11 protein-coding genes are annotated in these 15,985 nt (G+C 46.9%); 4 read left to right on the top strand and 7 right to left on the bottom strand.

Features of this window, described 5'->3' with window-relative positions:
* Positions 1-140: 140 nt before the first annotated feature.
* Positions 141-2,015 (top strand): Ig-like domain-containing protein, encoded by a 1,875-nt coding sequence (locus EMM73_RS04450; protein ID WP_127685256.1) that lies wholly within the window; start codon positions 141-143, stop codon positions 2,013-2,015.
* Here EMM73_RS04450 and EMM73_RS04455 read toward each other — a convergent pair.
* From EMM73_RS04455 to EMM73_RS04475, 5 genes are all read right to left on the bottom strand, one after another.
* Positions 2,012-3,463 carry a sensor histidine kinase gene (locus EMM73_RS04455; protein WP_127685257.1) on the bottom strand — a complete coding sequence of 484 codons (1,452 nt, stop codon included), beginning with the start codon at positions 3,461-3,463 and terminating at the stop codon, positions 2,012-2,014. The genes EMM73_RS04450 and EMM73_RS04455 overlap by 4 nt on opposite strands.
* 3 nt (positions 3,464-3,466) lie before the next feature.
* Complete coding sequence (locus EMM73_RS04460; RefSeq protein ID WP_127685258.1) at positions 3,467-4,150, bottom strand: response regulator; 684 nt, start codon at positions 4,148-4,150, stop codon at positions 3,467-3,469.
* Between the two features lie 90 nt (positions 4,151-4,240).
* Positions 4,241-5,239: an SMP-30/gluconolactonase/LRE family protein gene (locus EMM73_RS04465; RefSeq protein ID WP_127685259.1), complete on the bottom strand. Its 999-nt coding sequence runs from the start codon at positions 5,237-5,239 to the stop codon at positions 4,241-4,243.
* A gap of 202 nt (positions 5,240-5,441) precedes the next feature.
* Entirely contained in the window at positions 5,442-7,007 is a 1,566-nt protein-coding gene (locus EMM73_RS04470; protein WP_127685260.1) for a tetratricopeptide repeat protein, read from the bottom strand.
* Between the two features lie 118 nt (positions 7,008-7,125).
* Positions 7,126-9,552, bottom strand: a complete 2,427-nt coding sequence (locus tag EMM73_RS04475; RefSeq protein WP_127685261.1) for a TonB-dependent receptor domain-containing protein — start codon at positions 9,550-9,552, stop codon at positions 7,126-7,128.
* A gap of 274 nt (positions 9,553-9,826) precedes the next feature.
* On the opposite strand from EMM73_RS04475, the gene EMM73_RS04480 reads away from it, so the two are divergent.
* The 3 genes from EMM73_RS04480 to EMM73_RS04490 are packed head-to-tail and all read left to right on the top strand — an operon-like array spanning position 9,827 to position 11,749.
* Positions 9,827-10,435 carry a PepSY-associated TM helix domain-containing protein gene (locus tag EMM73_RS04480; RefSeq protein ID WP_261373326.1) on the top strand — a complete coding sequence of 203 codons (609 nt, stop codon included), beginning with the start codon at positions 9,827-9,829 and terminating at the stop codon, positions 10,433-10,435.
* Positions 10,436-10,446: 11 nt separating this feature from the next.
* Positions 10,447-10,941, top strand: coding sequence for a DUF2271 domain-containing protein (locus EMM73_RS04485; protein WP_127685262.1), 495 nt, complete (start codon positions 10,447-10,449; stop codon positions 10,939-10,941).
* Between the two features lie 4 nt (positions 10,942-10,945).
* Positions 10,946-11,749: a DUF4198 domain-containing protein gene (locus EMM73_RS04490; RefSeq protein ID WP_127685263.1), complete on the top strand. Its 804-nt coding sequence runs from the start codon at positions 10,946-10,948 to the stop codon at positions 11,747-11,749.
* 70 nt (positions 11,750-11,819) lie between these two features.
* On the opposite strand, the gene EMM73_RS04495 is transcribed toward EMM73_RS04490, so the two are convergent.
* Together EMM73_RS04495 and EMM73_RS04500 are read right to left on the bottom strand one after the other, a co-directional pair.
* Positions 11,820-14,891 (bottom strand): TonB-dependent receptor, encoded by a 3,072-nt coding sequence (locus tag EMM73_RS04495; RefSeq protein WP_127685264.1) that lies wholly within the window; start codon positions 14,889-14,891, stop codon positions 11,820-11,822.
* 49 nt (positions 14,892-14,940) lie between these two features.
* The gene (locus EMM73_RS04500; RefSeq protein ID WP_127685265.1) at positions 14,941-15,984 is read right to left on the bottom strand and encodes a FecR family protein; all 1,044 of its coding nucleotides are present in this window, start codon (positions 15,982-15,984) and stop codon (positions 14,941-14,943) included.
* Position 15,985 lies beyond the last annotated feature (1 nt).

The following is a 15,985-nucleotide window of genomic DNA, read 5'->3' on the forward strand; positions in this document are numbered from 1 at the left end:
GTTCTGAAGTAAAGCACAAGCAAACCGCATGCTGTCAACACTGAACTCAAGTGGCTATACAAAAGCGACAGACCTCTTTAGAATTCAGTAAGATTTGTAAAATTTTATATAAGTTAACGCTCGGGTTACAAGGATGATGTATGACGGTGTTGCCACGTTTTTTATCCACTCTGCTTTTGATTCTGCCTTTGTTATTGGTAACTGGCTGTGGTTCGGATAAAACTGAAGATGCGACAGCTGTTACTGTCAGTGCCAGTTCAGCCAGCCTGGATATTGGCTTTCCAGAGCGCTTTATTACCCTGTCGGCCACTGTCAGAGACACTGATGGGTCTTTGCTACCTAACGCCACAGTCCAATTCAATACCAATTTGGGTAGTTTTAGTGCCACAGAAGTGATGACACGCACCACAGCTGAAACAGGCCGAGGCGGTTCTAATGATGCAGGTAATGGTGTTGCAACAGTGCGCTTGTATCCTGGCCAGAGTGCCGGTTCCGCTACTGTTACCGCTTATATCAACGGTGTGCAGACCACGACAACAGTCACTATAGCGGGCACTGCAGCTGAACCTGAACGGCCAGTACCAGCCAGTATCAGTATTGCCGCCAGCGAACGTGCTATTTTTGTGGCTGGTGTAGGCCAAATGGAAAGTAGCACTATTACCGTGCGTTTACTGACATCTACAGGTGGCGCTGCGCAAGATGCTCCGGCCGGCGTAAATAATGTGCGGGTTAGTTTTGTCACCCAGCCTAATGGTGGAGAATTGCTATTCGGGACTCAAGCTTCCGGACAACTGGTACAAAATACTAAAACTGTCGATGTAGCCACCAGCAACGGGGTGGCAACCTTAACTTTAAGCTCAGGACAATTGCCTGGTGTAGTTGAGTTAAAAGCGGAAGCCTTAAATAACAGCGGTACTAGCTACAGCCCTGCTATTCAGGCCACTATTTCGGCTATGAGTATAGCTTCAGGCCCTACTCACTCTATAGTGCTGACTTACCCAAGAGAAAATGCTATTGAAAACATGGGAAACGGTATCTACAGACGAATTGGCGGTTTGCTGGCAACGGACAGATACGGTAACCCGGTAGCAGACGGTACAGTGGTGAATTTAGGTGTGGTCGACAGTGTGTTGCTGTCCAACCGCGCACCACAAATTAACTACGGCTTTAGCAGTACAGTGATTGATGGTAATGCCTCCACAACGTCGAATTCGACGTTGTTAACTGATTTAACCAATGCGTTATTTAAAAGCGCTGTAATCACCCGCAATAATACCAGCCGCTTTATCGAAGCGCAGGACAGGGTGCTCATTCTGAATGCTCAGGCTGCAGATAAGAGCCGTTTTGTGGCGGCACTACCTGAGCAAGATATCAGTCTGACAACCAATAAAGCTTATCTGAATACTGCAAGCCAACTGGAATATATGATAGGTGCATCTTTGCTGGGTGCTCAGATTGCCGGCGTAGATCCGGCAAAACAAGAATTAGTCAGTGGTCAAGCAGTCACCTCTGACGGCGCTGCCACTTTTTATCTGACTTATCCGGCTAATCAAAATACCATCAGAGCAGGTTGTGTCGATCCAGATGCAGAGACTCGTTTTTCACCACAGGGTTCGGCACAGGTCTGGGTAGTGGCAGAAGCAAGCGCCAGCAGCGCAACAACTATAGATAATCAGGAATGTTTCAATTATATGAGTCCTGCAACTATAACTGAGACCACTGGACAAACTGCAATAAGAGGCTCTGCAGTAGTGCAGCTTGCAGTTGAAGATGCCTCTTCTATACGCTTACCTTTTATGAATATATCAACCAGCGTCAGTTATGGTTCAGCCAATACTGGTGGTCTTTTAGTCACTGTAGGAAACTGCAACTCAGGAACCCATAGAATGACCGACAGAAACGGTGTGTGCCGTTTGCCTATTAATGTGTCCGGGAGTAACAGTACAGATATAGCTACCCTGTCTCTTAGCACGATTGAAGGCAATACACTGACGATAAGCGTAACTTCACCCTAAGTTTTCAACACCAAGGGCAGTACGATTACCGCCTGAAAACCACAAGCAATACCAGAAGCTGCATAAAGGTTATGCAGCTGCAATTCTCCGCCACAACTTTCGACTGCTCTTTTAGCAATACTTAAACCTAAACCCACTCCGTCTTTTTTGCTTTGACCACGAAAAAAGGGAGTGAAAAGTTTAGCTACATCGGCATGCGCCACGCCAGGCCCCTGATCAGAAATTTTAATCTGTACCTGCTGTTCCTGCTGCTGCAGTTCAACAGTCACTTGTGTGTCTGCAGCGGTAAATTTAATGGCATTACGGATCAGATTTTCCAAAGCCCGATAAAGTAAGTCCGGGTCAGCTTGAACCTGCACTTTTGTATCAGCTTTTACCAGCAATTGTTTATGCTGTGATAAAGCTTCCAGTCGGCCATCTTCAGCCACAGACTCCAGAAGTTCCAGCAAATCCACTTGCTGCAATTTGACTGCGGCGGCACCGCTTTCCAGTCGCGAATAGGTCAGAATTTCTTCGACCAACGCATTGAGTTTCTGAGTTTCAGCTTCCACTTTGTCCAGCACCATAGCGCTTTCTGACGGAGTTTGCCGCGCCAGCCCAACCAGTATTTGTAACCGTGCCAAAGGCGAGCGGAACTCGTGAGATACATCATGCAACAACCGACGCTGACCACTAATGGCTTGCTCTACACTTTGAGCCATCTGGTTAAAACTGCGGGCTACAGCACCAAATTCATCACGCCGCCCTGTCACCTTAGGGCCCAACTGAGTCAGCCAATGATCAGATGCCAGCGACTGCAAAGCTTGTTTTAATTGGCGTACCGGTGAGGCAAAGTACCAAGCCAACCAGAAGCTGACCAATAAACTGGTCCCCAAAATAGCAGCCAGTAAAAAAGCCGGATGAAACCAGATAGGTGGCATAGGCATAATGCCACGGGGTGACTTTTTATAATCAAATGGAGGCTCTAAGCCTCTTGGTTCGATGGATTTTTGAGTGGGTTGAGTTGATAAAGAGGCTTGAGCCATTCCTCTGCCGCTGCGCAGCCAGTCCAACAGAAATTCGTGACGGGGTACTGCCAGCAAAAACCAGCTCTGGCCCGTCTTGTCCTGAACTTTGTACTCGGGCTGTTCTTTCAATAATTCTGCCCAGTGTTCAGGCACCTCACGCTGCAAATAATCGTCCCCCTGCTGATTAAGCAGCAAAACTTTGTCGCGCGACATAGGATCGTCTTCCCAGCGCTGCAATACGTCGCCCAGTAATTGAATGCCACCAGAATCCATCATCAGTTGAGCTGAACCTAACACCAAGCGCAGCTGCGGACCTATCCAGACAGGTTTGGCTGCATCATCTGTCGATCGGCTGACTTCGTTCACAGCCCAAACCAAAGTACCTGCCAGAATTAACGCGCCCCAAAAAGCTAACAGAAACTTCCAAAACACCTGGCCCATAACTTAAATTCGCTGCATCAGTTGATAGCCTTTGCCACGCACGGCTTCAATCCAGGCTTGTTGGTCTGCTCTTTTGCCCAGTTTTTGGCGGATATTGCTGATATGCACATCCAGACTGCGATCATATTGAGTTAAGGTTTTACCCAAAGCCTGTAAGGATAATTCGGCTTTACTAACCAGTCGTCCGGCCTGACAAGCTAAAACCCAGAGCACGCTGAATTCAGCGCCAGTCAACTGAATCAACTGACCATTGACCCAGGCTTTACGTGCACCAGGTTCAAGTGTTAAAGGCCCTACCTTTACTTCGGTTGGTTCATCCTGCTGCTGTTGTACCCGACGCAAAATAGCCCGAATACGAGCCACTAATTCGCGCGGCAAACAAGGTTTGGCGACATAGTCATCAGCGCCCAACTCCAACCCCAGCACTTTGTCGATGTCATCGCCTTTAGCTGTCAGCATGATGACAGGTACTTTGGAATGCTGACGTATTTGGCGCAGCAAAGAGATGCCATCTAAGCCTGGCATCATCACATCCAGCACCAACAATTCATACTGCCCCGAAATGGCTTGGCGCAGGCCCAGCTGGCTGTCGTTTGCAACCTGGACCACAAAGCCCTCACGCTGTAAGTAAGTGCTTAATATGGAGGTCAGTTCACGATCATCGTCGATCAGCAATAAAGGGTTCAAGGGCTGTTACTCCGGATTCAATTGGCCGCAGTTTAACCTTAAGCTGCTCACTAATAGAGCAGCTTTACATTTCTATACACAGCCCTTTGCTTACACTGCGGTTTTCAGTTTAATCCGCAGTAAGTAGCTGGAGGCGGTAATGTATAAATACTGTTTATCCAAACTCAATGCCACATTGGCCGCTGCCACTCCGGTTTGAATAGTGCCTAAATGTTCACCTTTAGCGTTAAACACCAGCACACCACCAGGACCAGTCGCCAGCAAGTGGCCAGATGGCAATACTTTTAACCCATCAGGTAAGCCAGGCTTGCTGTTCACCCAGGCTGTGGCATCAAAAAACAGCTGACCTTCACCTGCAGTGCCATCTGCTGCCAGCGGATATTTCCACCACTGTGCCGCTTGTGGATCTGAGTTGGCAACATAAAGCCATTGTTCATCCGGCGATAACGCCAAACCGTTAGGGCGGGTTAGTTTCTCTGTGACAACAGTTACATCAGTGCCTTTAAGCCAATAGACACCGTTAAAGCTCTGCTGTTTTTGCTTGGAGTTATCCGCATCTTTTAAGCCATAAGGCGGGTCGGTGAATAAATAGCTACCATTGCTGTGTTGTACCAAATCATTAGGGCTGTTAAACAACTTGCCCTGATAACTGGTGGCCAGGCTCTGGTAGACCGGGCCTTTGGTATCGATTGACGTCAATACGGCCAGTCTTCTGTCACCATGCTGTGCCAGCACCAACTGATTGTTTTGATTAAAAATCAAGCCATTAGCACCTTCACCACTCGAAGGTTCGTCAACAACACCTGTATGGCCTGACGGGCTGAGATACAAAGTTAAACCGTCTTTCGTATTCCAACGCCAGACTTTGTTTTCCGGTACATCGGAAAATAAAATATCCCCTGTTTTGGGTTCAGCCACTGGGCCTTCAGCCCAGCGAAAACCTTCAGCCAGTATCTCTAGCTGAGCATCGGCAGCAATCACCTGCGCAAGCTCTGGTTTTAGTTGTTGTACCGGGTTGGCTGGAATAGGGGATGGATTGGCAAAAGCCAGTGAAGATGTAAAAAAAAGCAGCGTTAAACTATGTCGCATCCTTGTCACCTTTGTTTGGTTGGAAAGGGTTGGGTTGGCAAAGCAACAATGTAGCATTGTTAGCGCAACCAAAGCACTGCAGATGGCAGATAAACTTAGTTTCAGTTTTACTTTTTTTCTAAGATTGTGCTGGCCGTTTTTGGATCTTTTCCCAAGGACCTTGTTCGGCAATATCTTTCTACTAAGCCAGTTACATAATCCGTCAGGACTTTCCCGCTTTTTGCTGTATCTTCTTCAACTTGTCCGCCAGATCTTGCTGGCACAAGGCTTTACAGCCAGCATAGTTTTCAGCAGCTTTAAGATAAGGCAATGCTTGCTGATATTTTCTGTCATTAAACAGAAAACGCCCCACGCTCAGTTTTAACATGATGTTTTCAGGTTCCACTTGCTGTATGGCCTTTAAATGCACAAATGCTTTTTCCCTTTTGCCAATACTTTTGTAGCTGACGTACAGCAGGTTGTGCATGTCTTGTTGTGCAGGCTTCAGTTTTAATGATCGCTCGGCATAATCAATAGCCTGTTGTGTTCGCTTTTGATGCTGGCTGGCATCTTTGGCTAAGACTGCAAGTTGCTTGTAGTGCCCGGCAAGTTCAGCCAGCAAACTGACATCTTGTGGCTTCTGCTTTAGTTGCCGTTCCAGTTCTGTAATTCTGGAGCTCAGAACCTGCTGTTTTTCCGCGTTTTTGCCAGGCTGAGCGGCGTTGTTTAGGGCGTTTTTCCTGCCCTGTATTACCAGAGCTGCAGACTCTAACAGCTGTTGAGACGGCAAAAAGCCAGCAGCGCCTTGTGGTATTTTCTGTAGATGCTGCACTGCCAGTTCAGGCTGGTTTGCCAATAAAGCAATACGCCCTAAAAGCAACTGAATTTCAGGGTCCGGTAATACACGAATAGCAACTTCACCATCATAAGGTTGCAACGGCACTACCGCAGCTTTTAATGCACTACTGAGTATATAAGCGTTCAACTCTGACGACATCACTTCCGGGCTTTTGCCAAACGCAGTCACAAATGCAGTGTCATCAGACTCACCTTCTCTTCGCATCCGCAGGTACTTCACTGTGGCGGCGGTATAGTCTGTCGCGCCCGCCAGCTTGCCTAATAGCAGGAAATGGCCCAAAGCCCACAAGTGGTGACGTTGCTCATTTGTATGCGACGCTCTGTGCAGTTGCAGCAAAGCTTTGATGGCAATCAGCTGGCTTTCTGTGCCCCGGGCCATCTGGTTTGTTACACCAACTAAGGCTTTGCCTTCTTCCAGCCTGGTTGCAGATAACAGCTCAACCAGAGCCATTCGGAACCAATATGGGTAATCAGCTCCACTGTCTTGCAGCTGATACTGAGTATAAAGATGATGGAGCCCTGCGTTCTGAAGCCGCTGTTCCCTGGTTGCATCAAGCAGCATAAACTGTTCATCATCTGACGGCGGCAATAATACCCCTGCCAGCTCCTGGTTCACCAGACTACGAAACATGCTGTTATTGCTATAAAGGACAAGCTTCAGCGAGATGCTGTCATGCAACGGCATAAAGTGGCTTAGCACTTGCCTGAACTGTTCTGCATGATGCAAGTACTGCCTGGCGTCATCTGCCGGACTATCGGTAAACACTATAAAATGCTCTGAACGATATTCAGTCCAGTCATCAGCAACTACCGGAGCTGTTGCAAAGTACAACAAACCACACAAGACCTGAATAACAGTAGGTAAACCTGAACAAAGGCGAAAAAATACTTTTTGTAAAAAACAGCAGAAATTACAGAGCCGATACCACATCACAAGGCCTTAAGTTATTCATCACAGAAACAGGATTTGTATTTTTGCAACAGCAGTTGCTGTAAATAAAAACCGCAGAGATCATCTGCGGTTTTCTGTGGTTAGCCTGCGGACCAGCTTAGAAGCGAACGTTTACACTCACCCATAAGTTACGGGCTTTGTCTTTGTTGTTGTAATGGTCTGTGTAGCTGCCTATATAGCCATTTGCGCCATTGGTATCAAACACACAGTTAGTGCCGCTGTCGCATTCAACAAAGTTCAGGTCGTAGGTGGTGAAGTCTTTATCCGTTAAGTTATTGATCCGGGCCGTGAAGGTGACAGTGTCACTGGCTTCATAGCTGGCACCTAAGTGCAGCACTTCATAAGCTTTAAAGTATAGAGCTTCGTCTTTAATAGTGTCCCAGGTACGGTAGCGTTTAGTACGGATTTCTGAGGTCAGAAACAGTTTTAAATCGTCAGTCGCAGCCCAGTCCAGTGTCAGGTTGGCCATATGTTTGGCGGTGTTGGTCAGGGGTTGTCCTGCATTAGCACCACTTTTTTGCTCACTGTCGGTGTAAGTGTAGTTAGCACGGAAAGCGATAGTGTCGATAATCTGCCAGCGTCCTGCCAGCTCAGCGCCTTGTATCGTCACTTTATCGATATTGACCGTTTTGCTGCTGGTGGCATAACCCAATTCAGCATATTCACCTGTGTTAGTACAGACCAAGGCTGTGCCTGTACCACAAGGCTGAGAGGCAATCTTGTCTTCAAATTCATTATTGAAAATAGTGATGTTGAAATTATGGTTACCTGGATGCTCCCAATACAGCGCAAGCTCTGTTGAAGTACTGGTTTCTGGTTTCAGATCCGGATTACCAAACATTGGGGATGTACCCTGGCCACCAAAACCCACTACGCCGTCATACAGCTGGGTGGTTTTTGGCGTTTTATAACCAGTGCTGACACCGCCTTTGATAGTCCATTCCGGGCTTAAGGTATACACACCATATAAACGTGGACTCATCTCACTGCCAAAGACTTCGTGGTCGTCACGACGTAAGCCCGCAGTTAATGCGAATTCCTGAGTGGCGTCCCAGGTATCTTCAGCAAAAATGGACCACATATTGTGTTCCTGCACTTCACCTGGAGTGCCGCTTTCCATACCAAAGACACCATCTTCCAGTTCACCACGGATCACTTGCGTACCCACTACCGCTGTGTGCTGGCCCGCCAGTTCAAACGGCATATCCATTTTGGCGTCAAAAGTATATTGATTGCTGGCCATTTTACGTTTGGCTCTTGGCAGGAAGGTGTCTTCCGCCAGTGCCTTGCGTTGATCTGCACTCATTCCTGCATAAGCACCAGTGCCATCGATCATCGTCAATAACTGAGCACGTTCAGCCAAAGTAAAAGGCAAAGTACGGCCATGGTTTTGCGTGTCGACATAAGATAACGACATAAAACTATTACCCAGATCCCATTTGCCCTCGTGGCTCAAGGACCAGGTATCACGAGTAAATTCCTGAGTTGGGCTATAACCGACCTGCGGGTTGGCACGACGGCTCCAGGTGCCACCATTGGTTCGGCAGACATTGGCGTTATTGCCTGTGGCACCTTTACAAAAATTGCCAGCCGCCCAGATACTGTTGATATTGTCGACTGTGCCGACAGGATATTCGCGGCTGCCGTCGTCATTGATAATAGGGCTGTTATCGTATTCCTGAGTGGATGTTTCGATATCAAACCAAATTGCCTGATTATTAACCGGAGTCCAGCTCAGACGGCCACCTAATACAGAACTTTTATTGTCTACTGTTTTACCGCCAGAACCAAAGCCCAAAGAGCGATTCAGCACTTGGCCATTGGGATAAACCACAGGTGCAAAAGTTGGGGTAGAAGCCATGCGGTCATAAGCACTGCCACGAACAGACATGCCCAGTACATTTGGTATTAACGGCCCCATGACGTTGAAATCAGTCGTGATCTCTTCACCAAATCTGTCATCTGTTTGCGCGGTGCGGCTATGACTGACAGAGCCAGCCCATTCATTCGTTACTTTTTTAGTGATAATGTTGATGACACCGCCTAAAGCGTCGGCGCCATACAAGGTAGAAGCAGGGCCACGCACCACTTCAATTCGTTCTATGGTATCCAGTGGTGGCATATGACCAAACTGGTTACCACCAAAGTTATTTGGATAAATATCACCATGGTTGTTCTGACGTTTACCATCCACCAAAATCAGGGTGTAGTCTGAGCCCATACCACGCATACTGATAGTGCCCTGGCCGGTTTTGTCACGGGTTTCACCAATATCAACACCTTCCAGATCACGTACCGCATCCAGTAAAGTAGTGTAAGGGCGAGATCGCAGCTCTTCTGCAGTAATCACTGAAATACTTGCAGGTGCCTCCACCAGTTTTTGTTCAAAACCTGAAGCCGTAACCACTATATGTTCAATATTGTTATCTCGGAGTGCAGCAGCTTCTTCTGCCTGCGCCGTAACAATTAAACCTAAAGCAAGTTGGGTGGCTAACACCAATTTGGCCGGACGGGACTTGAACATAAAAACTCCTGTTATTCGGGCAGCTCACCACAACAAAGTAGATAAAACCAACACCCGGACTATGTAAAGAAACGCCATCAAAGGGCAATGGCTGCCAATGATAGTGATTCTCATTAAAAGATCAATAGCAATTGCGAACTATTTGCAATTGCAGATGTCGAGATGAGCTACGAAAAAGTGTTTTTGAGACGAACAGCAAAATCAATCACTTGCAGACCCCTTGCAAACAAGAACAATTCTCAGTAGCATATATTCAGTTTTTTGTGGGGGTGTTGTGAAGAGTTCAGCTTTAGCTCGTTGGATGCGTTGGTTACATACCTACAGCGCGATGTTGGTATTGTTACTGCTGTTATTTTTTGCCATTACGGGTATTACCTTGAACCATCCTGAGCTCAGCAGCAGCTTGGGGAAAACCAGTCAGCAGTTGGAGTTGGAACTGCCAGAACAGTTACCTGATCTGCTCAATATTCCTGACAATCAGCAACAAGGAGCTTTGGCCTTGTATGTTGACTGGTTAAAGCAAGAGCACCAGTTGCAGGGCGGCTACAACCTGAATTTTTCGCCTGAAGATGAGCTGCTGGAAGTCGATTTTAAACGCCCTGCCGGTTACGCCTCAGTGGTGATTAATTTAGCAGAGCGCACTGCAGAGCTTGATGCAGAGTTTGGCGGTTATCTGGCCTTGGCCAACGATTTACATAAAGGCCGTTACGCGGGTAGCAGCTGGAAATGGCTGATTGATATTACAGCTGTGTTTTGTGTGTTGTTTTCGCTGTCCGGATTTTATTTATTGTGGCGCCAGCCCAACCGGAGAGATTTTGGCAATGCCACGGCTGTAGCTGGTTTGGTATTAGCTTTATTAGCTTATATAGCTTCGTTTCATTAAGAGGGAAATTTATGCGCACATATTTAGTCGCCGCGTTGTTGCTTTGTTGCGGCACTGCCATAGCTCAGCAAGAACTGGAAGTTCAGGTTGAACTGCCAAAAATTGAGACTGGCACTTACCACAGACCTTATGTGGCTGTATGGATCGAAGATGAACAACAACAACCTGTACGGCTGGTGGAAGCCTGGTTAGATAAGCCTGACTGGATTAAAGACTTACGCCGTTTCTGGCGCAAATTGGGCCGTAGTGAGCCGCAATTGGTGGACGCAAGAACAGGTGCCACCAAAGGTCCTGGCAGCTATAAAGTGCGTTGGGATGGTAAAGACGAACAAGGTAAAGCTGTGGCTGCAGGTAACTATGTGCTTTTTGTCGAAGCAGCCCGCGAACAAGGCGGACGTAATCTGGCGAAGCAAGCATTCAGCTGGGACGGCAGCGCTGTTCAGATCGACATACAAGCCAGCACTGAGCTGGGAAAAATTAAACTTACTTCAGTACAGGGAAACTAGTCCAATGAAAAAATCTATTTTGGCTTCACTACTGCTGGCGACAGCGGTCAGCGCTCCGGCTCTGGCTCACACCTTATGGGTAGTACCAAGTCATTTTGTCTTGTCAAAAACAGGCAGCTGGGTGTCTGCTGATGTCAGTGCCGCCAATATGACTTTTGTCGCCGACAAAGGTATTCCGGTAGACAATGTGGCTTTATATACACCAGATGGTAAACAGCAGGCCATTGAGCATAAGTACCAGGGTAAACGTAAATCTCAGGTTGACGCACAACTGAATGCTGAAGGTACTTACAGGCTGGAGTTAGGTGGCCCGGCACGTTTTAGCACTATGTACAAAGTTGGTGATGAACGTAAACGCCTGATGGCCGACAAAAAGACCCGTGCTAAAGAACTACCGGCGAATGCCACAGACGTAGTGACCAGCCAAAGCCGCAGCCGCTCTATAGCTTTTATCACAGTAAATAAACCAACCTCAGAAGTGTTGGCACTGAAAAACCAAGGTTTGGAGTTTAAAAGCTCAGTGCACCCGGCTGACATAGTAGCGGGCGAGCCTGTGACTTTTACCTTTTTAGTCAATGGTAAGGCGCAAGCTGGTGTTGAACTGGAAGTGTCGTACGAAGGGGAGCGCTACCGTGATGAAGCAGGTCGCATTCAGCATAAAACTGACGCCAGTGGCCAGTTTACTTACACCCCTGTTGAAGCGGGCGTATTTCTGATTGAAGCCTCTTATTCAGCTAAAGCTGAATCTGAATTGGCTGACCAAATCCGCGAAGGCTTAACTTTAACTTTAGAAGCTGCTTTACCTTAAGTCTGTTTAAGCCTCTGTGTCACTGGCACAGAGGCGCTTTTCAAAGCGAAGATAAATGTCTAACACCTGGCTAAAACTGAAAGCTGAGGGTAAATGTGGCAAAGCGACCTGTTTGCACAAAAGAGCCATTGCCTCCCGCATCCTGAGTCCCTAAATATTGAGTACTTCGTCCCAGAGTTTTATAAAAGCTAACGTCATTTAACAGGTTTTCCAGCTGTACGCTAAAAGAAAAAGGGCTGTATTTATAGATCATCGACAAATCCAGTCGCTGACTAGACTGTAAATATTTGTCCAAACCAGAATCCGAAACACTTAATAATTGTTTTCCTGTATGCACCCAGTTTGCCGCGATCAGATAACTGTCAGACTGATAAAATATCTGTAGCTTATAATTTTGTTTTGGCGCACGTGGCATTTCAATAGTCGCCCCGTCTGAAACAAGGCTGTTTTGCATCCAGCTGTGCTGCACTGTCGCGGACAGATCCACCCCAGTGTTTTGCCAAAAATAGGGCAAATAGTCGAATTGGTGGCGAAGATGAAAATCTACACCACGAAGCTGGGCAGGATAACCATTGAGAGGTTGAGTCAGAGTTACTTTATGGTTATTTGGCATAAAAGAAATATTGCCAGTATAAATTACATCTTTGATTTTTTTATAATAAAACGCCAGCTCAGCTAAAGATGACGAGCTCAAATACCACTCAGCACTCAGATCATAATTCATTGCCCGTTCTGGCTTTAACTGAGGATTGGCACGGGAAATGGTGCTGACTTGATCGGTCAAACTATCGTATTCAATGCTTTCTGCCTCTGCCAATTGAGCAAAGGCGGCTCTTGAGATTGCGCGACGCGCTGCAAAACGAAAGAGCAGCTCTGGGTCGGATTGATAGGAAATATTCAAATTAGGTAGTAGTACAGCATGATCAAGGCTGAAATCAACAAACTGATGGGGCTCTTTTACGGTGTCCCAATGAGTGACAAGCATTCGGCTTTTCTCAATACGTAGCCCAGGTACAATAGTGAAGCCGGCTATGCTCCCTTTAGCTTGCAGGTAAACGGCAGAGTTATACTCTGTACCTTTTATAGTGTTACGGTTGTAATCATCTACAGTGTAGCGGCCTGGGTTTGGCTCACCACTTGGGCTAAATAAATCTTGATAGGCCAAAGGGAGCAGGGTGTTTTCAAAATAATCCCTGTGGTAGACCTTAAAATTGGGCACCAAGCCACGCATAAAGTCGATAGTTGTGCCGGCTAATTCAGCTCCGGTTGGTCCTTGCGGAGCAGTGCTCTGTGGTAACCGGCCTTCCACCTTTGGAATAACGTAATTAGCGCCATTATTACCTGTCATTGCGCGGTTAAAATGAGTTCGAATCGATTGATTGTGCTCAATACCCATTTTAATCTCGCTGAGTACAGACAAACTTTGGTACTCAAGTTCCAGTTTTGTATCATAGAAGGAGTTTCGTGAGCTGCTGTCACTGCCCTGAAACTTTCGTACCCGCACCGAGCCAGGGTCCAGCAAATAATCTCGGGTGCTGGGGCTATCAAACGCCAGATTAAGTCGTTGTGGGTTAGAGATATCAAAGGTAAATGAACCAGGCGTGCTTAAGCCATTTAAACTACTCTCCACATAATCTGGCCGTTCAATACGGCTATCTGCAGCGGCAACATGAAAAGCGAGATCCCAGTCCGCATCAATAGCTGTGTCACCACCCAGTTGCAATGTACTGAGAACTTCACTGTAGTCTCGAGTCTGAAAGTAACCGCTGGCCACAACACCTTGTGGTTGAAACAGTCCTTGTTGGTTATAAACCTGTTCAACACCACGGACTAATTTACGTTGTACATCAGAACCTGTGGCGTCATATCGACTAACATTCCCCCGAAAAAACAGCTTGTGGGCGCCCTTTCGATAATCCAGGGAAAAGTTACCACCTGTTCGCTCTACCAGTGAATGGTAAAAATCAAAACGGATATCCGTTGGCATCAGCCCCTCACGTACCAGACGTAAATCACTGAGCTTTGATTCAGCGAGAGTGGCTGCAACATATCCTCCGGCTTCGAGGCTTTCTGCTGCCGCATATTTTTGCTGTTGATAAGCAGAAGTGTAAAAAGCCCATTCGTCGTCCTCACCCCATAACTGACCCAGATCTAGCTGTGTCACTTTACCTGGTGTGGAAAAACCATGTTTCTCCGATAAATCCGAATAGGTGAAACCTGAAGTAACCCGAAGATAATCCGGCCCAAAATCAAAACCATTGGGGCTAACGATGTTAATCACACCACCAATTCCTTCTCCTCCCCATTCAACAGTCGGGGTTTTAAGGATACGAACTGAATCTAAACTATTGGGCATAATCATTTTTAACGACAACGACCGCGAGAATGGATCTGCTCCCTGCACCTGAATACCATTTACATAGGTGGAGGTGTAGTCAGAATTCATACTACGAACAGACACATATTCTGATTCGCCTGTAGCGGCTTGCCCCAAACGCATATCGGCATAAGCAATAACACTTGGCAGTATGTTCAGAGCATCTGAAATAGTACTACTCGCTGACAAAGCTAAAGCGTCTTTTGAGATGAAGGCATTGTTACCTACCCAGCCCTTTTTATGTGCCAGCCCGTTGTCACTGTTCCACAAACGCTGTCCAATGACCCTGAGGTTATAGATGTCTGTGTGCTGAGTAGCTGCTGCTACTTTTTCAACAGCTGGACTGGAAGCTACAGATTTGATTTCTTTTAGCGGGATAATGACATAAAAACCTTCGCCACTGGTTTGAAAACTAAGCTGATGCCCTTTCAACAAAGCACTCAGCATTTGATCTGCACTAAGGCGACCACTTACACCTGCTACTTTTTTATCTTTGATCAGGTCAAAGTCAGCATAAATGGTAATTTGCATTTGCTCTGAAGCAGACATCAGAGCTTTTTGTAGTGAAGAAGGAGCTATGGCTATATTTAAACTGCTCTGCTGGATTTCATTCGCTGTGCTAAAAAAGCTCATCAACGCCAGACTCAAAACCAGCTTTTTTGGCACAGCAAGGTGAAAAGATGGCCAATGAAGTAAGTTGAAGCGACCGCAAGCCCGCAGTTTAGCGATGATGATAGTGACAAACTCAAAGTGGGACCTGGTCAACAAAATCTACCTCTTCATGTTGTCAACTATCACCTTGGCTCGCACTTTGTCAGTAAGGTTTCGCCTTGCTGATTAATATTTCTGTTGGTGTATCCACAATATGCACAGCCTCTGCGACTTGTATCGCAGCAATAAGCTGCTCTGTTTTATCAGCTGCAACAGACAAGGTGATGCGTTTATCCCGTAACGTTTTATCTAATAAGCGAATTTTCTTGGTTCTATACCTATTAATTTCGGCGGTGATCACTGAAAGTTTTTCTCCCTGATAGACCAGCCTACCTGAGCGCCAGGCCAGCACATCATCAATATCAAAGGCTGTAGCGTTGCTAATGACACCTTGTTTGTCAGCCCGCACCATCTGCCCGGCGTTAATTTTTCTCAGAGCAAGCTGAGGCTCAGACTGAGCATTGGCGTACGATTTAACATCCACTATGCCATGAGTCACTGATACGGTAACTCCTTCATCATCAGAGTTCAGGTCAAACGCCGTGCCTACAGCTGTTGCTGTTGCGTTGCCAGCTCTGACCACAAATGGCCTGGATGGATCTGGGGACACATCAAAATAAGCTCGCCCTTTCAGTAAATTCAAGCTTCTGGCATGCTGATTAAATGATACTGTCAGACTGGAATCTGCAGACAATACGACTTTGGAGTTGTCCTCCAGAGTGATGGTGCGTGTTTGTGCGATATGGCTTACATAGCGAGTGGTAGCAAACTGTGTATCTTGTTCAAACCACCAGACTGCAGTGCTTGCGATCAAAACCAGACTTGCCGCCAGAGCTGCGAACCTATTGCGCATTGCGGCCCTTGGTTGAAGCTGAGGATGCTCCACCTCAGGTTCAGCATTCAATCCCGAGCTGAGCTCGACCTGTTCAGCCAGAGGTAGCGAACACAATCCGATATCACGCCATAGCTGTTCGGCATCTTTGTAGGCTTGCACATGCTCTGGTGACTGAGCTAACCAGGCACGAAAAGCAACTTTTCCAGCCTCGCTAACCTGACCTGAGTATAGATAGACTAACCATTCATCGGCAGCGTCAATTGGATCGGCACTATTCTCAGCGGGGAAAGGTAGTTCTTGTTGTAGAGTCATT

Source organism: Rheinheimera sediminis (assembly GCF_004005375.1).
In the GTDB taxonomy this organism is placed as follows: Bacteria; Pseudomonadota; Gammaproteobacteria; order Enterobacterales; family Alteromonadaceae; genus Pararheinheimera.